At 65.6% G+C, this 20,742-nt stretch carries 23 protein-coding genes and 1 tRNA gene; 8 read left to right on the top strand and 16 right to left on the bottom strand.

The window, feature by feature from the left end; genetic code table 11:
* Positions 1-62: 62 nt before the first annotated feature.
* The 8 genes from LZ605_RS01805 to LZ605_RS01770 form a co-directional block, all read right to left on the bottom strand.
* A complete protein-coding gene (locus LZ605_RS01805; protein ID WP_141098938.1) occupies positions 63-245 on the bottom strand; it encodes a ribbon-helix-helix protein, CopG family in 183 nt (60 codons plus the stop codon).
* Between the two features lie 490 nt (positions 246-735).
* On the bottom strand, positions 736-999 hold the full coding sequence (locus LZ605_RS01800; protein ID WP_006375902.1) for a hypothetical protein: 264 nt from the start codon (positions 997-999) through the stop codon (positions 736-738).
* 9 nt (positions 1,000-1,008) lie between these two features.
* Positions 1,009-1,260 carry a hypothetical protein gene (locus tag LZ605_RS01795; protein WP_006375905.1) on the bottom strand — a complete coding sequence of 84 codons (252 nt, stop codon included), beginning with the start codon at positions 1,258-1,260 and terminating at the stop codon, positions 1,009-1,011.
* Positions 1,253-1,909, bottom strand: coding sequence for a DNA N-6-adenine-methyltransferase (locus tag LZ605_RS01790; protein ID WP_049400621.1), 657 nt, complete (start codon positions 1,907-1,909; stop codon positions 1,253-1,255). Before LZ605_RS01790 ends, LZ605_RS01795 begins: the two co-directional genes overlap by 8 nt.
* Positions 1,910-2,016: 107 nt before the next feature.
* Entirely contained in the window at positions 2,017-2,370 is a 354-nt protein-coding gene (locus tag LZ605_RS01785; protein ID WP_012480712.1) for a hypothetical protein, read from the bottom strand.
* A gap of 105 nt (positions 2,371-2,475) precedes the next feature.
* Positions 2,476-3,207, bottom strand: coding sequence for a hypothetical protein (locus tag LZ605_RS01780; protein ID WP_006375976.1), 732 nt, complete (start codon positions 3,205-3,207; stop codon positions 2,476-2,478).
* The gene (locus LZ605_RS01775; protein ID WP_065427812.1) at positions 3,207-4,676 is read right to left on the bottom strand and encodes a site-specific integrase; all 1,470 of its coding nucleotides are present in this window, start codon (positions 4,674-4,676) and stop codon (positions 3,207-3,209) included. The genes LZ605_RS01780 and LZ605_RS01775 overlap by 1 nt, the downstream gene beginning before the upstream one ends.
* 137 nt (positions 4,677-4,813) lie before the next feature.
* Positions 4,814-4,903, bottom strand: a tRNA-Ser gene (locus LZ605_RS01770).
* A gap of 124 nt (positions 4,904-5,027) precedes the next feature.
* On the opposite strand from LZ605_RS01770, the gene LZ605_RS01765 reads away from it, so the two are divergent.
* Positions 5,028-6,101: a DUF4241 domain-containing protein gene (locus LZ605_RS01765; protein ID WP_249843613.1), complete on the top strand. Its 1,074-nt coding sequence runs from the start codon at positions 5,028-5,030 to the stop codon at positions 6,099-6,101.
* A gap of 54 nt (positions 6,102-6,155) precedes the next feature.
* Here LZ605_RS01765 and LZ605_RS01760 read toward each other — a convergent pair whose 3' ends face one another.
* Entirely contained in the window at positions 6,156-7,148 is a 993-nt protein-coding gene (locus LZ605_RS01760; RefSeq protein ID WP_107233008.1) for a LysR family transcriptional regulator, read from the bottom strand.
* Between the two features lie 127 nt (positions 7,149-7,275).
* Here LZ605_RS01760 and LZ605_RS01755 point away from each other — a divergent pair, with 127 nt between their 5' ends.
* Together LZ605_RS01755 and LZ605_RS01750 are read left to right on the top strand one after the other, a co-directional pair.
* Entirely contained in the window at positions 7,276-7,863 is a 588-nt protein-coding gene (locus LZ605_RS01755; protein ID WP_249843612.1) for an FMN-dependent NADH-azoreductase, read from the top strand.
* 168 nt (positions 7,864-8,031) lie between these two features.
* Positions 8,032-8,382, top strand: a complete 351-nt coding sequence (locus LZ605_RS01750; protein WP_249843611.1) for a ligand-binding protein SH3 — start codon at positions 8,032-8,034, stop codon at positions 8,380-8,382.
* 104 nt (positions 8,383-8,486) lie between these two features.
* Here LZ605_RS01750 and serS read toward each other — a convergent pair whose 3' ends face one another.
* The gene (serS, locus tag LZ605_RS01745) at positions 8,487-9,767 is read right to left on the bottom strand and encodes a serine--tRNA ligase (RefSeq protein ID WP_249843610.1); all 1,281 of its coding nucleotides are present in this window, start codon (positions 9,765-9,767) and stop codon (positions 8,487-8,489) included.
* A gap of 113 nt (positions 9,768-9,880) precedes the next feature.
* Between serS and LZ605_RS01740 the strand changes: the two genes are divergently transcribed.
* Together LZ605_RS01740 and LZ605_RS01735 are read left to right on the top strand one after the other, a co-directional pair.
* Positions 9,881-10,519 carry an energy transducer TonB gene (locus tag LZ605_RS01740; protein ID WP_107233004.1) on the top strand — a complete coding sequence of 213 codons (639 nt, stop codon included), beginning with the start codon at positions 9,881-9,883 and terminating at the stop codon, positions 10,517-10,519.
* 119 nt (positions 10,520-10,638) lie between these two features.
* A complete protein-coding gene (locus tag LZ605_RS01735; protein ID WP_249843609.1) occupies positions 10,639-11,199 on the top strand; it encodes an energy transducer TonB in 561 nt (186 codons plus the stop codon).
* A gap of 160 nt (positions 11,200-11,359) precedes the next feature.
* Here the strand turns inward: LZ605_RS01735 and aroA are convergent, their stop codons facing one another.
* From aroA to LZ605_RS01715, 4 genes are all read right to left on the bottom strand, one after another.
* Positions 11,360-12,667: a 3-phosphoshikimate 1-carboxyvinyltransferase gene (gene aroA, locus LZ605_RS01730; RefSeq protein ID WP_249843608.1), complete on the bottom strand. Its 1,308-nt coding sequence runs from the start codon at positions 12,665-12,667 to the stop codon at positions 11,360-11,362.
* Between the two features lie 79 nt (positions 12,668-12,746).
* Complete coding sequence (gene pheA / locus LZ605_RS01725) at positions 12,747-13,949, bottom strand: prephenate dehydratase (protein ID WP_423172528.1); 1,203 nt, start codon at positions 13,947-13,949, stop codon at positions 12,747-12,749.
* Positions 13,950-14,000: 51 nt separating this feature from the next.
* On the bottom strand, positions 14,001-15,086 hold the full coding sequence (gene serC, locus LZ605_RS01720; protein ID WP_249843607.1) for a 3-phosphoserine/phosphohydroxythreonine transaminase: 1,086 nt from the start codon (positions 15,084-15,086) through the stop codon (positions 14,001-14,003).
* A 254-nt stretch (positions 15,087-15,340) separates the two neighbouring features.
* On the bottom strand, positions 15,341-16,147 hold the full coding sequence (locus tag LZ605_RS01715) for an FHA domain-containing protein (RefSeq protein WP_249843606.1): 807 nt from the start codon (positions 16,145-16,147) through the stop codon (positions 15,341-15,343).
* 125 nt (positions 16,148-16,272) lie between these two features.
* On the opposite strand from LZ605_RS01715, the gene LZ605_RS01710 reads away from it, so the two are divergent.
* The 3 genes from LZ605_RS01710 to LZ605_RS01700 all read left to right on the top strand — a co-directional run bounded on the left by LZ605_RS01710 (position 16,273) and on the right by LZ605_RS01700 (position 18,371).
* Positions 16,273-16,548 (top strand): polyhydroxyalkanoic acid system family protein, encoded by a 276-nt coding sequence (locus LZ605_RS01710; protein WP_005417302.1) that lies wholly within the window; start codon positions 16,273-16,275, stop codon positions 16,546-16,548.
* 80 nt (positions 16,549-16,628) lie between these two features.
* A complete protein-coding gene (locus LZ605_RS01705; protein WP_249843605.1) occupies positions 16,629-17,120 on the top strand; it encodes a phasin family protein in 492 nt (163 codons plus the stop codon).
* A 237-nt stretch (positions 17,121-17,357) separates the two neighbouring features.
* The gene (locus LZ605_RS01700) at positions 17,358-18,371 is read left to right on the top strand and encodes a restriction endonuclease (RefSeq protein WP_249843604.1); all 1,014 of its coding nucleotides are present in this window, start codon (positions 17,358-17,360) and stop codon (positions 18,369-18,371) included.
* 243 nt (positions 18,372-18,614) lie between these two features.
* Here the strand turns inward: LZ605_RS01700 and hutC are convergent, their stop codons facing one another.
* Together hutC and LZ605_RS01690 are read right to left on the bottom strand one after the other, a co-directional pair.
* On the bottom strand, positions 18,615-19,343 hold the full coding sequence (gene hutC / locus LZ605_RS01695) for a histidine utilization repressor (RefSeq protein ID WP_249843603.1): 729 nt from the start codon (positions 19,341-19,343) through the stop codon (positions 18,615-18,617).
* 28 nt (positions 19,344-19,371) lie between these two features.
* Positions 19,372-20,742, bottom strand: a complete 1,371-nt coding sequence (locus tag LZ605_RS01690) for a formimidoylglutamate deiminase (RefSeq protein ID WP_249843602.1) — start codon at positions 20,740-20,742, stop codon at positions 19,372-19,374.

The following is a 20,742-nucleotide window of genomic DNA, read 5'->3' as shown; positions in this document are numbered from 1 at the left end:
GGCTCCTCTCAAACCCTCGCCCTGGCCGGTGGGGGTTTGTCGTTGTGGGGGGACAGGCTTGCTCAGGCAGCGCGCGGGAGAGCGGTTTCCAAGGCGCGGCGAATGAACTCGCTCTCTGTCATCTCGTTTTCGGCCGCGGCGAGACGAAGGCGTTCGGCCAAGGGGCGTTTGATCCGAACGTGCTTTTTCACGCTGGCGCGGATGCTGTAAGTCGGCGGCGACGAGGGATGGGTGGCGGCGTTCACGGTGGCAACTCCGAAGGTGAAAGGTTTGGTGTGTCCCACATGGGGGACACTTCCACTCAACCACTCCAGGAGCTTTCCGCAACCCACGGTTTTTGACTAAACACGAAAACTGCGGAATCTCTCGCACTTTTTCCGGAAGCCCTGTTCTGCTGGCTTTCCCTTCCCTGCTGGTCTTCCATTAGCCAGCAGAAAGAGAAGACCAGCAGGAAGACCAGCAGCTACAAACCCTTGATTCCAAAAGCTTTGCATTCATAGAAAACCGTTCCGCTGGTCTGCTGGGTCAAAAAAGAATCGGTTTTGAAATTTGAGATACCAACACTTTCCATGCGATTTGGACGCATTTGCACAGGGGAGTTGAATCGAAAGCCAGCAAGCCAGCAGCGCACTTTTAGTCGCAGAAATCCCTTGGGATTCAACGACCTTGCACTACTGGTCTTCCTGCTGGCCTTCGATCGCTGCTGGCTAGTGGAAGACCAGCAGCCGGAAGTTCCTACTCATTTTCGGCCAAACACTCCAGTTGCTCGCGCTTGCGATCGGTCAAGAACGGATGCTGAAACTCCCTCCCGCTTTCCACCTCCGTCACCACCACGTGTTCTTCAATCGTAAGGGCGCCATGGTGCCAATCGATGGCATCCAACTCCGCCAAGGACAGTCGCGCGAATGCCTCCATTGCCTCGGACTGGGTCTGGGCAAAGACCTCAATCACCTTGCTCACCAAGTAGTCACCCCGGACGACGAATTCGTAAGTTCCCATCGGCTCCTCCTAATAGTTGAGGTGGTGGCGCATGGTTGGACAAGGCCAGTTGAGATCTTCGCGTTCGGAACCATCGGGGCTGATGACCTCCACAAAGCCGTAGATCTCCTCCAACTCGGTACGCCAGCCACCGGCATGAATGTCAGCCACTCCCATCGAGTTCAGAATCTCCAAGGCTGCCGCCTCTGAGTCCGCGTCGATTCGGATTTCCAATTCGGCCGTCGCGCGGCCCAAGACAACAACGTTCCAGCGATCAGCCATTGGAGCTCTCCTGGTTCGCCGTGGCCACCTGCCCTACCCGCTGGATGGCAAAGAACTTCCCGTGCAACGCACCGCTCGCCTGCGCTTGCTGAAGGTGATCGGCGGCGCGCTTGCCGTAAGTCACCACCAACGATCCCGACGGCGCTGCCGTGCCGGTGGTTCCGTCGGGACGCACAAACCTCAGCCTCCCACGGGTGAACAGGATCGCCGTCGCGTTGGGGTGGGAAAGCACGCAGTCGTGCATCCATCCCGTCTCCATGTTGACCGGCACCAGGGCGATACCGCCGCCGGGGTGGTTGGCCAGCTTGCTCAACCACTTCTCAATCCCTTTTCCGTAAGGCGGATTCATCCACACGAATGCCTGCTTGGGCCACGGCGTAGCCAAGCCGTCCTGGCTCGGCGGGATCATCCGGCTGGCCGTGGGTGCGGGCAGCCGCGACGGGTCTTCGGGCGTGCAAGGATCGAGGTCAAAGCCGCGCCTTCCCCCCAGCGCCCTGACGATGGCAGGCGGGGTATACCAATCGACGCTCGTGTGGGCCTTGTCGCTTGCCTTGTAGCAAACGGAGGTGAGCCGGGTGGGTTTAGCCGCTACGAGGCGCTTGGAGCGGGTTGCTGCGTTGAACGGCAGAACGTTGGACTTGGGCTGCATGAGGATTCTCCAGGCAAGGCTCCGTCAGCACGGCTGCGTTGCCGCGTTGAAGAATGGGTTTTGGGAGTTGGGCTTGAACCAGCCCGAGAGGCGCTGCTGGCGGCGGGTTACCACCAAGAGTTGTAGAACACGTCCCAACCGTCGTTGATCAATGCGCGGGCCTGCGCAATGAAGTCCAGATCTTCTTCAGCTCGATCGGGATCCGATTCACCGAAGAAGAAGCCTTGGGTATAAGGCAAATCATCGTTCAGCACAGCCTGTTCCAACGCATCAAGATCGTCCAATCCAAGGAATACGGGAACTTGGTTGAAATCGAAGGGATCAACCTGCCCCGTCCTAGCACTGTGCAACTTGAACATCCAACCATGAAGGTTCGGATGCTTTCGCCAGTAGAAAAATAGTTCTTGAGTGCGATCTCGCACATCAGTGCGGGTCTTGACCGCATACATATCGAGGCCCATCGGCTTGCTCCATCGCCCCGACCACCGAGGCGTTGGAGTAATCATCCGAACTGAGAGCCTCCATCGATACGGATATTGGAGGCCTCCAATATCCGTTAGCAGCCGTTACATTCGCCCATTGCGCTTGTCGGGCATCTTTGGAGGCGCCGGCTGCAGGCGTTCGTGCAGCGCTTGTTCGATCACCCCAGCTCGCGAGGCGTCGAGCTGCTGAGCCAGGTCCCGCAGACGGCTGGCCTGGGCTTGGGCTGCGTTGTTGAATGCGTCCACCCACTGGCGCTTGACGTCAGGGTTTTGCCAAGGCTGGGCGAAGGCCTCGGTCAGCGTGCAGACCCGAATCCCAAGCCCTATTTGCACGCCCAATGCTTGGAGCTGGCGAATTAACGCATCGCTGATGGGTTGGTCAGTCAGTGGCTCCAGGAAGAACTGCTTAGCCTTGGACCCTTTGGCCACCAGAAACGGCAGTTCTGCAGTTAGGAGGGTGTCGATCGCAACGCCCCGTTCGCTCAACGGCTTCCACAGGCCCTTAGCCTTGAGCTCGGCTGCCCAGGCCATCAACGGAACAAGGGTGGTCGAGCGCTTGCGAGTTCCCTTCACCGTGAACAGCGTCCCTTTTGGGGAGTGTTCCTTCAAGAGGTGTTGCAATTGGGCCGTGCTGATCGCCAACACCCCAGCGGCCTCATTGAAGCTCAACGCCACGTCCACCTTGGGCCGCTGTTTCGCTAGGCGCAAATGGTCTGCGATCTTCTTCTCCATCTGGCCCACGTTTTCGGTGCCAGAGAGCTTGCCGAGAAAGCGATCGATGGCGCGGCGGTAAGCATCAGCAGCAGTAAGGGCCATTAGTTCGGCTCGCTCCCCTTACGGCCGACCTTTGAAGAGCGCGCGGCAGCATTGCTGCTTCGCCGCCCGACCTTGCGCGCCGGCAGGGTGCGCAGCGCCTCCAGGTCGATTCCGTAATCTAGGACACCCAAAGCTGGCGTTCCTCCGGCACCGTTGAGCTTCTCACTCACCGTAAAGGGCCTGCTGTAAGTCGCGTGGTGTTCGTCGTCCAATTCGTGGCCGACGATTTGGGCTCGCATCTCAGAGGCCACACCGCTGCCCTGCATCTCCTGAATCACGGTCTTTCGGAGACTATGGAAACCACGTTTCGCTTTCGACCACCCACCACTGTGCTTTTGGAGGTAGTAGCTGAACGCCTTCGATATCCAGTTCCCCGCACCATTCTTCGCCTTACTGTCAGCCTGCGGAAACAATCGCCAGTCCCCGCTCTCCCTTCGTTCGGCGACGTAGTCCAAGAAACCAAGCTTGATCAGGTCGGGATGCAACGGGACGACCCGATTGGAAACATCGGTCTTCAATCGCTGATCCTCCCCCTCATCGGTAAACCGTATGCACGGGATTCCCTCCTCTTCCTTGACGTCCAGGGTAAACAGCTGCCCCACCTCACCTGCCCGGGCGCCCGTATACAGGCCCAACAAAGCCGCCCAGCGCGCTCCCGTTGAAAGCTGCTTGAAGCTATCAGGCGCGAAGAGTTGATGAACCTGATCCAAGGTAAAGGCCTGGAAGCCAAATTTTCTGCGCTTGCGCTTCTCCGCCATCGAAACGCTGACGTGACCTGCGGCGACATTGTCTCCCTTGAGCACGTAGCCTGAAGCCATTGCCCAAGTGAAGAATCCTCTCTTTCCTGCGAGGTAGCTCTGGCGATTGTTGAGCGTAGAACGCGTTAACCCGCGCTTGGCCAAATGGTCGTAGAAGCGGGCCATCTCAGGCCGCGTGATGGTGTGCAGCTCGCGCTCGGCGCCCAAGAACTCGATCAGCTCTGTCACGGGAAGCAGTTTGATGCCGACCGTTTTGACCTCGATGTCCTCGGCGGCGACTTTATCCTGCCAGATTCGCTTCGCATCGATCAGGCTGATGGTCTCAGATGGCAGGGGCTGCGCCGCCGCTGATTCCAACGGGTTTGGCCCAGCCGCCGCCGGAACTGCACCCGTATCACGGAAGTGGAACTTGCCGATTTCTTCCAGCGCCTCCATTGCTCGAGCATGGTCGGCCGCATCCGTGGTCCGAAGACGGAAGCCCGGCAAGTCAATTTCATAACGCCGGGAGCCGTTCTCCGCGACGCTGCGCAGAACATCCTCAACCGTGAGTCCCTTCTTGGTCATGCACCCATCCCTGATGGCATCGAATGCTTGAGCATAACGCTGCGCGATGGCCAAGGCAGCCACTCTTGCGCTATGCAGTTGGATGCCCAAGGGATGCTTGACGAAAGGTTTGCCGACGATACCGCGCATGTCCGTCGGAACGCGCATGCGAAACTGGTAACGACCTGTGGAAGAGCGAGTGAGATAGCTTGGTAATCGCATCGGAGTTGTGCCCCGATTTGTGCCCCAAGCCGCCCTTCAAGACCTTAAAAAATGTCGTTTAAAAACAAACACTTACTAAGGATTGGCGGAGAGAGTGGGATTCGAACCCACGGAAGGTTTAACCCTTCGCCGGTTTTCAAGACCGGTGCCTTAAACCGCTCGGCCATCTCTCCAATCGGGTCCCGGTCGCCCGGGCAGCGCCGTATTCTCGCACGTGAAGGCCATTTGCCCAAGACCACCCTTGCCCCCGCCCCTCGCATCCGGCACGGTGGAGGCTCGACTGCATCCGGAGCCCCCATGGCCCACCTCGACCTGGCCAACCTGCGCACCACCCTGCTGGACGACACCCAGTTGGCTGCGGTGGCCCTGCATCGCACTCTGGCCGGCCACCTGCCGGTCAGCAGCGGGCAGTTGGTGGTCTGCGATCCGCTGGTCCAGGCCGAGGCGCCGGCGCTGGCCGACTACACCGCTCCGGCCGGCCGTCATCCGGTGGAGATCATCGTGCACAGCGGCCGCCCGGCGCTGGCCGTGGCCTGGTTCAAGCCTCGCCAGGCTCTCACTGCATCGGCCCTGCATTGGCAGATGGCGCGCTGGACCACGCAGGACCTGACCGGCCTGGATGAGGACAGCTTCATCGGCTATCCGGTCGACGCCGGCATCGGCTGCTTCATGGATACCGACACCCAGCAGGCGTTGCTGGCCCTGATCGAGCAGACCGCCGGCGAGGAAAACAGCGCGTGGTCCGATGCGCTGATCGATCATGACGGCCTCGACGAAGGGGCCGAGTACCGACCCTGGGGCGAGGACTCGACGCATGGGCTGGTGGTATTCACCAGTGGCTGGGGCGACGGCGTGTATCCCAGCTATTGGGCGCTGGATACCTCGGGCCATCCGGTGGCGCTGGTCACTGATTTCCTGTGCATCCAGAACGGTGACGGACGCGACGAGCGTGAGATCGCCGACCAGGCCTATCGCGACAGCCTGCCACCGGAAGAAGCCGAGGCGCTGGCGCGACTGGTGGCCGCCGTCGAGCGCGATGATGCCGACGCATTGCGTGCACTGCTGAAGGACGCACCGCAGCGCGCCAATCAGATCGAGCCCGGCTGCGGTGGCACCGCGCTGTTCGAGGCGATCCGCCTGGATCGACCGCAGGCGCTGCGGGTGCTGCTGCAGGGTGCTGCGCTGCCGGCGATGCCCGAGCGCCTGCACATGAGCAGGGTCACCAGCTATCTGGAGTACGCGCGTTTCCTGAAAAAGCCGCGCAGCGCCGAACTGATGGCGGTGTTGGAAGCGCCGGTCATCGCGGATCGGCCAGAACCGGTGGCAGCGCCGCGACGCAGCTTCTGGGTCCGGCTGTTCGGGCGGAAGTGATCGGCGCCGGATACAGCAACGCCGGGCATGGCCCGGCGTTACCGTTCATCCGTTTCAGCCGGCATCCACCGCCAGCGCGCCCAGCGCACTGGCCTTGATCCGCTCCTTGGCCTTCTCGCACGCACCATCGCAATGCAGGCGCGAGGCCTCCAGCTGCGGCGGCAGGTGCTCGGCCAGGAAGTCGATGAACACGCGCACCGCCGGCAGCAGGCCGCGACGCGAGGCGAACACGGCATGGCACACGCCCTGCGGCAGCGACCAGTCCGGCAGCACCACTTCCAGTTCGCCATTGCGCACGGCATCGGCGCACACGGTTTCCGGCAGCATGGTGATGCCGAAGCCATCTTTGACCATGCTCTGCAGCAGCGGGAAATCGAAGCCGGCCACGCGCGGCTGCAGGTCGACCCGACGCACCTCGCCTTCCGGGCCATGCAGCTCCCAGCGCTGGCGCGCTTCGTCTTCGCTGATGCTGAGGGTGACGTGCTGGGCCAGCTCCTCCGGGTCCTTCGGGCGACCGGCGCGGTCCAGATACTTCGGGCTGGCCACCAGCAGTTCCTGCACCTGGCCGAAGCTGCGCATCACCAGGCTGCCGTCGTCGTCCAGCCGCGAGCGCACGCGCAGGGCCACGTCGTAGCCTTCATTGATGATGTCCACGCGGCGGTTGCTGATGTTCAGCTGCAGGCGCACCTTCGGGTACTGCTCAAGGAACTTGGGCAGCAGCTTGGGCAGCTGCATCTGCGCCAGCGACACCGGCACGCTGGCACGCACCACGCCACGCGGTTCCGCACTGAGGCGGTCCACAACTTCGCGCGCAGCCTGCGCCTCGGCCAGCATGGTCTGGGCGTGGCGGTGCACGCTGGTGCCGACGTCGGTGACCGCGAAGCGACGCGTGGAGCGCTGCAGCAGACGCACGCCCAGGTCGGTCTCCAGCTGGCTGATGCGGCGGCTCAGGCGCGACTTGGGGATGCCCAGGGCGCGCTCGGCGGCGGCGAATCCGCCGTGGTCGACCACCATCGCGAAGTAGTACAGATCATTCAGGTCATGCATGCCCGAGTTCCATATCTAGAACAATACGTGGCATTCAACCACCTTTATCCCGCCTTTGCAACAACCTATCGTTCTCTTCGTCGGCGGGACCTACCCGCTTCTTCCTTCCAGAACATAGGTGACTGCCATGAAGCTTCTGCATCTCGACGCCAGCGTGCTTGGCGAGAACTCCGTCTCCCGCCACCTGACCGCCGCCGTGGTGGCCCGGCTCAAGCAGCAGATCGAAGGCCTGCAGGTCGATTATCGCGATCTTGACGCCAATCCGGTACCGCATCTGCGCAGCAGCTCGCTGGCCAAGGCCGACGCGGCCGAAGCCGCCGATGCTGAACAGGTACTCGAGCAGTTCCTGGCAGCAGACGTCGTGGTGATCGGTGCGCCGATGTACAACTTCAGCATTCCCTCCACCCTGAAGGCCTGGATCGACCGCGTGGCCGTGGCCGGCCGCACCTTCAAATACACCGAGAACGGCCCGGTCGGCTTGGCCGGCGGCAAGCGCGTGATCGTGGTCAGCAGCCGCGGCGGCATCTACACCGATTCGCCGGCCGACTTCCAGGAGCCGTTCCTGCGCCAGACGTTCGCCTTCTGGGGCATCAATGACATCGAGTTCGTGCGTGCCGAGGGCATCGCCTACTCGCCGCAGCACCGTGAAGACGCCATCGCCGGGGCGCTGGCGGCCCTGCCGTCGCATGAAGCGGCTGAAGCCGTCGCTGCATAAGCGTTCCAGCGTTCGGCGCCGCTCTCTCCTCGTCGAGGCGCTGAACGCGGGCCGGGATCCCCTCCCCCATCCCGGCCCACCCTGGCGGCCCCGCTCTGCGGGGCCGTTTTTTTTGTGGACCGATTCCCGCCCGCCGGGCCATGCCCGGCGGGAACGGTACAGTGGGTCATGGACTACATCGTGACGGCTGCACACCGCAGCGAATTTCCGCACCCGATCACCCTGCGCCGAGGCCAGGCGCTGGTGGTGGGCGAGCGCTACGCAGGCCCGGAGGGCTGGGAGGATTGGTTCCTGTGCCAGACCGAGGGGCAGCAACCCGGGTTCGTGCCGGCACCGGTGATCGGTCGTGATGCGCAGGGTGACGCGTATGCCACCGAGGCTTACTGCGCGCGGGAGCTGGATGTGGATCCGGGGCAGAGGCTGCGCGGGCTGCGCACACTCAATGGTTGGGCGTGGTGCGTGCCCGAGGCGGGCGAACCTGGATGGGTGCCGCTGGAGAAGCTGCGGGTCGTGGGGTGATCGCGGGGTTCATCCACGCATGGCGTGGATGTAGCCCGCATTGTAGATCCATGTCATGCGTGGATTCGGTGCCATGCAAGCATGGCACCCACCCGAGCCGGTTGTCAGGCGATGGTTTCCAGGCCGCCCATGTACGGGCGCAGAGCCTCCGGCACGGTGATGCTGCCGTCGGCGTTCTGGTAGTTCTCCATCACCGCGATCATCGCGCGGCCGACCGCCACGCCCGAGCCGTTCAGGGTGTGCGCCAGTTCCGGCTTGCCGGTGGCCGGGTTACGCCAGCGCGCCTGCATGCGGCGGGCCTGGAAGTCACCACAGTTCGAGCACGAGGAGATCTCGCGGTAGGTTTCCTGCGACGGCAGCCAGACTTCCAGGTCGTAGGTCTTGATCGCCGAGAAGCCCATGTCGCCGGTGCACAGCAGCACCTTGCGGTACGGCAGACCCAGCTTTTCCAGCACCACTTCGGCACAGCGGGTCATGCGCTGGTGCTCGGCGTCGCTGTCTTCCGGGCGGCTGATCGACACCAGCTCGACCTTCTCGAACTGGTGCTGGCGGATCATGCCGCGCACGTCGCGGCCACCGCTGCCGGCCTCGGCACGGAAGCACATCGAATGGGCGGTCATGCGCAGCGGCAGCTGCTCGGCATCAACGATCTCGTCGCGCACGATGTTGGTCAGCGGCACTTCCGAGGTCGGAATCAGGTAGCGCGTGGAGTCACCCACCGCAGTCTTGAACAGGTCGTCCTCGAACTTCGGCAGCTGGCTGGTACCACGCAGCGAATCGGCGTTGACCAGCAACGGCACGTTGGTTTCCTGATAACCGTGCTCGCCGGTATGCAGGTCGACCATGAACTGGGCCAGGGCGCGGTGCAGGCGCGCGATCGGGCCGCGCAGCACGGTGAAACGCGAACCGGACAGCTTGGCCGCGGTCTCGCCGTCCAGCCAGCCGTTACGCGCGCCGAGCTCAACGTGGTCCAGCACCTTGAAATCGAACTGGCGCGGGGTGCCCCAGCGCGACTGCTCGACGTTGTCGTTCTCGTCGGCACCGGCCGGCACGTCATCGGCCGGCAGGTTCGGGATGCCCATCGAGATCGCTTCGATCTTCTCGCGCAGCTCGTCCAGCGCCACTTCCGAGGCCTTCAGCTCATCGGCAAAGGCGGCGACCTCGGCCATGATGGCCGAGACGTCCTCGCCCTTGGCCTTGGCCTGGCCGATCGCCTTTGAACGGCTGTTGCGCAGGCTCTGCAGCTCCTGGGTCCGCACCTGGATGCGCTTGCGATCAGCCTCCAGGGACTCCAGGGCAGACACGTCGAGCTCGAAGCCGCGGCTGGTGCGCAGGCGTTCGGCGAGGTCGGCGGGCTGGTGGCGGAGCAGGGCTGGATCAAGCATGGCAGGTGTCGTGGTGGGTATCAGGGATGGGATTATCGCCTGTTATACGGATTTCTGCCGCCCGGTTCATTCCCGGCGTGGCAGAATCGGGGCATTCCGTACTGGTCCGGTCCATGTCTGCACCCCGCTCGTCGTCCGCCAAGTCGTTCACTGTGCATATCCCGCGCAACGCGCTGAAGATCGCCGGCATCGCCTTCGGCGTCGGCGTGCTGCTGTTCGTGGTGGTCTGGCTGACCGGCCGCGACAAGGAGTTCTTCCGCGCCGACCCGGCCGCTCAGACCCCACAGGAGACCGCCCAGGTGGAACCGCTGCCGGAACCGCTGGCCGCCGCCGCCGGGTCCAGCGACATGCCCGATGCCAAACCGGCGCCAGTGGAAGAAGAAGCGCCGAAGCTGGTGGAAACCGCCCCGCCGCCGCCGGCCCCCGTGGCCGAGGCAGCCCCGGCCGCTACGGGTCCGGCGCCTGCCGTGGCCGCCAACAGCCAGCCGATGCCGATTGCCGGCCAGTCGCCACCGCCGACCTACCCTGCCGCTGCCCTGCGCGCCGGTGAGACGGGCAGCGTGGTTGTACGCGTGGATGTGGACGCCACCGGCTATCCCAACAACGCCACCGTCATCCAGCGCAGCGGTTCACGCGAGCTCGACCGTGCCGCCACCGATGCGGTGCGCCGCTGGCGCTTCACGCCGGCACACAGCAATGGCCAGCCCGTTCCGGGCAGCATTGAAGTGCCATTCGACTTCAAGACCCAGTAACTGAATGTAGTCCGGCAGGCAAACTGAACCCTGCCGGTGGTGTTGACGCAGCACTGACACTTCCGCACGGCGACTCGGGCAACACTCTGCACGTCGTCAATTGACGGAAGGAGTTTGCGATGACTGCCACCACCCACGAGAACCTTCATTCGACGCACGACAGCCACGCGCAGCAGCGGCCGACCTCGCCCTGGATGTGGATCGCGCTGATCGTGGCGATGTTCGCGGCTGCACTGCTGTGGCTGCGCCACGCCAATCAGGACGACGTGGCACCGGCGCCGGTGGGCGAGCGGATGCTGCCCGCTGCGGAGCAGCCACTGGTCGATGCGGCCGTGCCTGCCAACGGGCAGGCGGCTCCGGCCGCTATCCAGCGTCGGGCAGCGCCGGCGGTGCGTAACCGCGAGGCGCGCCCGCTGGCCAGCAACAGCAAGCCGACCTACCCGGCAACGGCACTGCGCAATGGCGTGCAGGGCAGCGTGGTGGCCAGCCTCAATGTCGATACCCGCGGCCATGTGACCAATGCGGCGATTGTTTCGCGCAGTGGCGAACGCAGCCGTGATCTTGATCGTGCGGTGCTGAGCACCGTGCAGAACTGGAAGTTCCAGCCGGCCATCCATGAGGGCCGTGCGGTAGCGAGCGTGGTGCGGGTCCCGGTGGACTTCCGCACCGAGCAGCGTTGATCGCGGACGAGGGGTTCGTGATGTTTCGACGGAGGCTTCGGCCTCCGTCCTTTTATGCGGAGCATCGTGCCAACCAAGGTTGGCACCTACCGGGTGCGTCATTCGTGTCGACCCAGGTCGGCACGTGCCGGGCGATGCGGTGCAGCGCTTGAAGCGCCGGTCAGGCCAGATTGAACCCGGCGCTGCGGGCCAGGCCGTCGAAATCCGGGAACGAGGTGGCGACGTTGGCGATGTCGTTGATGCGCACTTCGCCATCGCTGATCTGGCCGGCAATGGCGAACGCCATGGCGATACGGTGGTCACCGTGGCTTTCGATGGTGCCGCTGCCCAGGCGCACACCGCCGTGCAGGGTGGCACCGTCTTCAGTTTCATCCACCTGCATGCCCAGCGCGCGCAGGCCGGTAGCCATCGCCGCAAGGCGATCGGATTCCTTCACCCGCAGTTCGGCCGCACCGGTCACCACGGTCTGGCCTTCGGCGGCGGCCGCCGCCACGAACAGCGCCGGGAACTCGTCGATCATGTCCGGCACCAGCGCTTCCGGAATGCGGGCGCCCTTCAGCGGCGCGTAGCGCACCACCAGATCGGCCACCGGCTCACCGCCCTGCTCGGCCGGATTCTCTTCGGTGATGTCCGCGCCCATCAGGCGCAGCGCGTGCAGCAGGCCGGTACGACGCGGGTTCAGGCCGACCTGCTTCAGGCGCAGCGCGGAACCAGGAATGATGCTGGCGGCCACCAGATAGAACGCCGCCGAGGAAAAATCAGCTGGCACCACGATATCGGTGGCGCGCAGGCGCTGGCCGCCGCGCAGGCGCGCCTTGCCCGGTGAGAATTCGATGTCCACGCCGAACGCCGACAGCATGCGTTCGGTGTAGTCACGGGTCGGGTGCGGCTCGGTCACCGTGGTTTCGCCCTGTGCGTACAGGCCAGCCAGCAGCACCGCCGACTTGATCTGCGCGCTGGCCACCGGCGAGGCGAAATCGATGCCGTGCAGCGACTGCCCACCATGCACGTGCAGCGGCGGCGTGCCATCACTCTCGGTGTCGATCTTTGCGCCCATCTGCGAGAGCGGGCCGGTGACGCGCCGCATCGGGCGGCCGGACAGCGATTCATCGCCGATCAGCGTGCAGTCGAAGGCCTGGCCGGCCAGCAGGCCGGCCAGCAGGCGCATGCCGGTACCGGCGTTACCGCAGTCCAGCGGTGCGTCCGGCGCCTTCAGGCCATCGATGCCGACGCCATGCACGATGCGCTGCGACGAGCTGGGGGTTTCGATGCGCACACCCAGCTGGCTGAAGATGCGCGCGGTGGCGCGGGTGTCCTCGCCTTCCAGGAAGCCTTCGATATGCGAAGTGCCATCGGCCAGCGCGGCGAACATCACCGAGCGGTGCGAGATCGACTTGTCGCCGGGAATGGTCAGGCTGCCCTGCAGCGGCTGGCCCTTGCGGGCAATCCAGTGTTGCGCGTTGCTCATCGTTCGATCATTCCGTAAACGCCGGCCGCGCCGGCGATGCATCAGGGGGCAGCGGCCACGGCCGCCGCGACAGCAGCGCTCAGGGCACAGCCACCGGATAGGAGCCGAGCACCTTGATCTGCGCCGAGTGCGCTTCCAGTTCGGCCAGCGCGGCCTGCATCGGGGCGTCGTCGATATGGCCGGCCAGGTCGATGAAGAAGCCGTATTCCCACTTGCCGTGGTGCGACGGGCGCGACTCGATGCGGTTCATGCTGATGGCGTGACGGGCAAACGGGCTGAGCACATCGAACAGCGCGCCGGGCTTGTCATGGATGAACACCAGCACCGAGGTGCGGTCGTGCCCGGAAGTCGGGAAGATGTTGCGGCCCACCACCAGGAAACGCGTGGTGTTGTCGGCATCGTTCTGGATCGGCTTGGTGACCACCTTCTTCAGACCGTACACGTGGCCGGCGCTCTCACCACCGATGGCCGCCGCATCGTCGGCATTGCGCGCACGGCGCGCGCCTTCGGCGTTGCTCGACACCGGGATCTTCTCGGCTTTGGGCAGGTTGGCGCGCAGCCAGGCCGAGGTCTGCATGAACGACTGCGGATGCGCATAGATGCGCTCGATATCCTCGATGCGACCGCTGCGCGACATCAGGTACTGCTGCACGCGCAGTTCCACTTCACCGCAGATCTTCAGGTTGGAGGTCAGGAACATGTCCAGGGTGATCTGGATGGTGCCCTGCCCCGAATTTTCCACCGGCACCACGCCGAAATCGGCGTTGCCGGCTTCCACTTCCTGGAACACTTCCTCGATGCTGGCCATCGGCAGGCCCAGCGCCGAGCGGCCGAAGTGCTTGAGCACGGCCTGCTGGCTGAAGGTACCTTCCGGGCCGAGGTAGCCGATCTTCAGCGGCTCCTGCTGGGCCAGGCAGGCCGACATGATCTCGCGATAGACGTGCACCAGCAGCTCGTCGCTGAGCGGGCCTTCGTTGCGGTCGACCACCATGCGCAGCACCTGCGCTTCGCGCTCGGGGCGGTAGTAGTCGACGGCGGCGGCCAGCTTGCCCTTGGCCTTGCCGACCTGGTGGGCGAAGCGCGCGCGCTCGGCGATCAGGTTCTGGATGTCACGGTCGATCTGGTCGATCTTCGAACGCACGTCGGCCAGCGCCAGCGGCGCCAGGGTCGGCGCCGGGTTCGAGGCGGCCTTGGCCTTGCTCTTCGCCTTGGTGGGCGCCGTACCGTCCTTGGCCGGTTCGGCCTTGTTCGGCGCCTTCTTGCTGGATTTGCTGCTTCCCATCGGAATTCCTTGTTGCGGGGCACGCACCCGACGGTGCGCGCCGTTCATTGCTCAACCGTGACGCTGCTGGAAATCGGCCATGAAGGCGACCAGCGCCTCGGCCCCGGCCAGCGGCATGGCGTTGTACAGCGAGGCCCGGATGCCGCCGACCACCTTGTGCCCCTTCAGTGCCAGCAGGCCGGCGGCCTTGGCTTCGGCCACGAAACGGGTATCCAGATCGGCGTTGGGCAGGAAGAACGGGATGTTCATCCGCGAACGTGCGGCGTGCGCGACTTCGTTGCGGTAGAAGCCACCGGAGCCATCGATGGCGCCGTACACCAGCGCGGCCTTGGCGGCGTTGCGCCTGGCGAACTCGACCACGCCACCTTCGGCCAGCATCCACTTGAACACCAGGCCGGCCAGGTACCAGTTCCAGGTCGGCGGGGTGTTGAGCATCGAGTCGCGGGCGACGTGCGAGCGGTAATCGAAGATGTCCGCGCGCGGCTGACCGCTGCGCTCGAGCAGATCGCGGCGGATGATCATCACCGCGATGCCGACCGGGCCCAGGTTCTTCTGCGCGCCGGCGTAGATCACGCCGTAGCGGCGCACATCCAGCGGCTCGCTGGCGATGGACGAGCTGAAATCGGCGATCAGCGGGACGTTGCCGGTGTCGGGCACATCACGGAACTCGACACCGTGGATTGTCTCGTTGGCGGTGATGTGCACGTAGGCCGCATCGGGCGAAAGCTGCCAGTCCGCGCGCGGCGGCAGCGTGCGGTAGCCATCGGCCTCGCTGCTGGCGGCGATGTTGACGTCCACGTAGACCCCGGCCTGCTTGACCGCGGTCTTGCCCCAATGGCCACTGACCACGTAGTCGGCACGCTGGCCGGGGCTGGCGAAGTTGAGCGGGATCAGCGCCTGCTGGGTGGTGGCGCCACCAGACAGGAACAGCACCGCATAGTCGTCGGGGACATCGAGCAGGCGGCGCAGGTCGGCCTCGGCCTCGGCGGCCACGGACATGAATTCCGCGCCACGATGGCTCATTTCCACGATCGAAGCGCCGGACCCGTGCCAGTCCAGCATTTCCGCCTGCGCCTGGCGCAGGACCGATTCCGGCAAGGTTGCAGGGCCGGCACTGAAGTTGAACGCGCGCGTCATGTCACACCTGTGGGGCAAGACCCCTAGTATGCCGCACTGCACCAGCCTTGCGGCCTTGTAGCGCAAGGGAAATTTGGTTGCATTCGTATCCATTGGCGACGCAGGTGCGGCCGATGCGGCCGTAGCGCGCGAGGGCGGATGACGCTCTGGTAGCTGCCGACCTTGGTCGGCCTGCGGAAAGCGTGCCGACCAAGGTCGGCACCCACCAAAGCCAAGCGTGGGTAGCGCCGGGCCAGACCCGGCGGTCGCAGGGTTCAGCGTGCGCCGAACCAGAGCAGCAGACTGAGCAACGCCGCCAGCAGCAGCGCGCTGACCAGCAGCCACGGCCAACGCCGGACCCTGCGCGGCGCGACGGGCAGCACCGGCGCCTGCTCGATGTCCTGGCTGGCCTCATCCTCGTCCGGCAATGGGCGCCGGCGCGGGTCATGCGGAACCTCCAGCACGAACCGGTGCTGGCCATCGAACACCACCTGATCGCCGGCCTGCAGCCAGCAGTGGCGAACGGCCACGCCGTTGACCCGGGTGCCATCGGCACTGCCCAGGTCGCGCAGCAGCACGCGCTCGCCATGCACTTCCACGCGAGCGTGCTGTTCGGCGAACGCGGGGTCGTCGATGGCGATGTCGGCGTCGTTGCCACGACCGATCAGGCGCGCCCGCGACAACGTGAAGCTGCGCCCATGATGCAGGCCACCGACGCCACGCAGCAGGCGCTGCTGTTCATCGCTGCCCTCGTCACTCTTCGGCGCAGGCGCCTGCAGCAGGCTCTCGACCTCGCCCTGCAGCACCATCTCCACGCCATCGACGTACACCGCGTCGCCTGCACGCAGCAGGGCCATCCGCCGTACCGGCCGTCCGTTCACATGGATGCTGCGGATGCCGTTGCCGACCTGCAACCACAGCCCCCGGTCATCCATGCAGAACTGCGCCAGCAGCAGGGCGCCATTGCCGCCCTCGCCCAGCCTGACGCTGCCGTTGGCCTGGCGCACGATACGCTGCACCCCGGGCCGCAGGGGCTGGTCGGGCTGTTGTTGTTGGCTGAAGTGGACAAGCAGGTTCTGCACGCGGCGCAGACTAGCAGGTTGCTCGCCAACGAAGAAGAACCGGTGATGAGTACTTGGCGCGAAGGCCCCCGATGCGCACAATGCTCGCCCTCATTGATCATCCCCGCCCTGCGCCAGGAGCCTGCATGTCCACCATCGATGTCCGCCACGCCCACGCCCTGCCCGACGCACAGGCACGCGCGGCGATCGAACAGGTCGCCGCCAAGTTGTCCGAACGTTTCGGCCTGAAGTCGTCCTGGACCGCCGACGTACTGAATTTCTCCGGCAGCGGCGTGGACGGTGCGATCGAGCTGCAGCCGGGCGCCGTACGTGTCACCGCCAAGCTGGGCTTCCTGCTGTCGGCGATGAAAGGCATGGTGGAAGGCGAGATCCAGCGCGTGCTGAAGGAAAAGCTGGGCTGAATCCCTGCGGCGGCCATCACGGTCGTGCAACGCCATCGCGCGCTACTCTCGGGGCAGGCCCAACTCCCACGGGAAGTGCGATGAACCGTTACGAAAACGATGACCGCCGCGACGACGACGCCTCGTTTGGCGACCAGGCCGAGCGCTTCTCGCGCAAGCTGAGCGATTCGGCCCAGCAGGTCTGGCTGGCCGGGCTGGGTGCCCTGGGCCGCGCCCAGGCCGAAGGCAGCCGCTTCTTCGATGGCCTGGTGAAAGAAGGCGAAGCCTGGGAAGCCCGCCGCCGCGAGCGCCAGGGCGACCAGGGCCCGGGCTGGCGCGACAACGTTGAATCGTCACTGGACGACGCGCGTGAAAAAGCCTCCGGCACATGGAACAGGGTCGAGAAGGCCTTCGACGACCAGGTGCAGGGGGTGCTCAAGCGCCTGCATGTGCCCACCGCCGACGAAGTGACCGCGCTGGAAGCCCGCATCGACGCCCTGCATGCGCGCCTGGCCAAGCTGGAGACCCGGGCCGCTTCGGGCAGCGACGCGCCCGCGCCAGGCAGCCACCAGTCGCCGGACAGCCTGCCCTGACCGACGATTGTTGCAATGCAATAAAATCTGGTTGACAATCGCGAGCAACCCGCCAATCGCTTCGGCTGCCGTTTGTTCCCTCCCCTCACGGCTTCAGGATTGGCGGGTTTTTCGTGCCTGCACTACGCCGATCTGAGCGTTTGATCACATTTGGTGTCAGGAACCTCCTGACCCAGCGGGGCGGCGCGCCGATTACACTGTCGTCTTCCGCATTCGCCTCTTCCGCGCACCTCCCGCATGCTCCCCTGGATCCTGGCCCTGCTGTCGGCCCTGCTTGTCTGTTCCCTGGCCGTTGTCTATCTGTGGTGGATCAAGCGACGCCAGAAGGAGATGCAGCTCGGCCTGCAGGCCCTGGCCGGCATGCACTGGCGTGAGTTCTCGGTACTGGTCAAGCGCATGCTGCGCGAGCAGCGCGGGCTGCGCGAACTGAACGATCCGGCCGAGGATGCGCGGGAGCCGAGCAGCGATTTCGTGCTCAGTGACGGCCCCAACCACTGGCTGGTGTCGTGCAAGCATGGCCTGGCCTATCGCATCGGCACCGCTGCGGTGAACGAACTGGGCGCCGCCGCACGCTTGGCCGGCGCCAGGGGCGGCATGCTGCTGACCGAAGGGCGGATCGAACGCGACGGCCGCGCCGCCGCCGAAAAGCAGGCCGTTGAAGTGCTGGACGGCCCGCGCCTGTGGCCCCTGTTGCAGCCTTATCTGCCAGGTGACATCGACACGCGCGTGCGTGCCGGTGCGCGCCACGAAGCGCTGCGCCGGATCGCCATCGCCGCGCTGGGCTCGGTGACGCTGGGCTTGCTGGTGGGCGTGGGTCTGCAGGGCCTGCATGTGGACCGCGCCGAGCCCGTTGCCGCGGCGCCGGTCACCCCGACCGTGGCCGCTGAAGCGGCCCGCGAACCCGCTCCGGTGGCCACGCAGGCCGCCCTGGCAGCGCTGCCCGCGCCGGCCCCCACGGCCGCGCTGGGAACCGTCGATGCGCGCAGCAATCCCAATCCGGATACGGCCACGCTGGACCGTTTCCAGGCGGATCTGTCGCGCGCGCTGGCCGGCAAGCCCGGCATCGCCAGTGGCGTCTGGTTGACCCGCCAGACCCTGGCGATCAACCGCACCGGAGAACTGGATGCGGTATGGCCGCAGGTCTGCGAGGAAGTGCTGCACTACCCGGCCCTGCGCAATGTCCGCATCCAGCTCAATGCCCGCCCCGGCGTGGACGAGCCGGTGCGCTGGCGGCAGTGCGCCACGTATTGATGGGCACCGACATCCACGCATGTCGTGGATGCCACTGTCGCGTCGAGCCAAGCTCGACTCATCGCACATCGCGCGAACAGCAGCCGAGCGTGGGCTCGGCTCTACATGACGCCTCGCCAGGACTCGACGTGGCAGGCAGTTGTTGACCCGTTCGATGATGTCGTCCAGCAGCGCCGGATCAATGCAGGTGACGAGCGTGCGCCCGGCTCTACAGTAAATTTGCGCCATGCGTGGATACGGCCCCTACCGTGCGCCGGGCGCGAAGCGTGCCACCAGGTCCCAGGCATCTCCCAGGAACACCTGCCGCACGCGGGTGATCGGCTGTTCGCCGCGCCAGGTCAGGCGCTCGATCACCAGGCAGGCGGTGCCGGGCTTCACATCCAGCAGCCTGGCGCTGGCGGTGTCCGCGCCCCAGGCGCTGATGCGGTGCTGCGCGCGCGTCCACGACACGTTCTGCAGCAGCCAGCTGCCCGGCGCGGTGGTGTTGAAATCAACCTCCAGCACCTCGGGCACGCCCACCGGGCTGATCAGGCGGTGCTCCAGCGCCAGCGGACGGCCATCGGCCAGATGCAGGCAACGCATCGCCAGCAGCATTTCGCTACCAGCCAACTCCACTTCGCCGGCATTGCCCACGTCAGCCAGACGCAACTCGCGCTGCAGCAGGCGGTAGCCGTACTGATGGCCACGCGAGCCAACCTCCATCGCGATATCCGGAATTTCCAGCGCCACCTGCTCCAGATGCGGCGGCTGCCGCGCCACGAACGAGCCTGCACGGCGGCGGCGCTCGATCATGCCGCTCTCGGCCAGCGCGGTGAGTACCTTGTTCACCGTCATCCGCGAGCAGCCGTACTGCTCCATCAGCTCGTGCTCGTACGGGATGCGGAACCCCGGCGCCCACTCTCCGCTGAGAATGCGGCTTTCCAGATCGCTGCGGATACGCTGGTTGAGCGTGGCGGACTTGCTGGCCTTCACGTGGTGGGGTCTCGGTGGCGGGAGGCGATCAGCCCAGCACGCCCTTCAGGGCGGCGGCGAAGGCGGTGGTGATCGCCTCGCGCTGCAGGTGGCGCCCTTCGGCCACACACTGGCGGCCATGGCGCCAGACCGATCGCAGCGCGCCATTACGTGCGGCGAACACCCAGCTGTCAAGCCATGCGTCATCCTGTCGCGCCTGCAACGCGGGGTGTGCGGCATCCAGTTCGACCAGATCGGCACTGGCGCCCACCTGCAGGCCAGCAGCCACGCCCAGCGCCTGTGCGCCACCGTGCAGTGCACCTTCGAACAGGAAGCGGCCGGTGCTGCGGGTGGCATCCGGGGCCAGCACGTTGCGCCCGCGAAGGGTCAGGCGCTGGCCATATTCGAGCAGGCGCAGCTCTTCGGCCGCGTCGATCAGCACGTTGGAATCGGAGCCGACACCGAAGCGCCCGCCCTCGCGCGCGAACGCCTGCATCGGGAACAGGCCGTCGCCCAGGTTGGCTTCGGTGATCGGGCACAGCCCGGCCACGGCGCGGCTGGCCACGATGGCCGCGCGCTCGTCATCGGTGATGTGGGTGGCATGCACCAGGCACCAGCGCGTATCCACCGGCGCATGGTCGTACAGCCACTGCACCGGGCGCTGGCCGCTCCAGGCCAGGCAGGCCTCGACTTCGCGCACCTGCTCGGCGATATGGATATGCACCGGGCCATCAGTCAGCGGCAGCAGCGCGCCCAGTTCCTCACCGGTGACTGCACGCAGGCTGTGCGGGGCGATGCCGAGCACGGCGTCAGGCAACGCGGCCAACGCCGGCTTGGCGGCATCCAGCAACTGCGCGAAGCCGTCCACATCGTGGATCAGGCGGCGCTGCGCCGGATTCGGCGGCGCGCCACCGAAATCGGCGTGGGCGTAGAACACCGGCAGCAGGGTCAGGCCGATGCCGGTCTGCGCGGCGGCAGCGGCGATGCGCGCGCTCATCTCGGCACGGTCGGCGTACGGCTGGCCGTCGGCATCGTGGTGCAGATAGTGGAACTCGCCGACGCGGGTGAAGCCGCTTTCCAGCATTTCCATGTAGGCCTGGGCGGCGATGGCCTGCACCGCGTCCGGGCGCAGACGGGCCAGGAAGCGGTACATCAGCTCGCGCCAGCTCCAGAAGCTGTCACCGTCACCGCCGCCGATCTCGGTCAGGCCGGCCATGCCGCGCTGGAACGCGTGGCTGTGCAGGTTGGGCAGGCCCGGCACCAGCAAGCCGACGCGGGTATCACCGTCCTGCGCGCCCTGCCCGGTGCTGATCGCGGCGATGCGGCCGTCCTGCACCTGCAGGCGGACATCACGGGCCCAGCCCTCGGCCAGCAGGGCGTGGGCGGCATGGAAGCAGTGCGTGGAACGCGAATCGGACAT

Origin of the sequence: Stenotrophomonas maltophilia (assembly GCF_023518235.1) — a bacterium.
Taxonomy (GTDB): domain Bacteria; phylum Pseudomonadota; class Gammaproteobacteria; order Xanthomonadales; family Xanthomonadaceae; genus Stenotrophomonas.
Note: the sequence above shows the minus strand (reverse complement) of the source record. Positions and strands in the feature narration are given on the sequence as shown.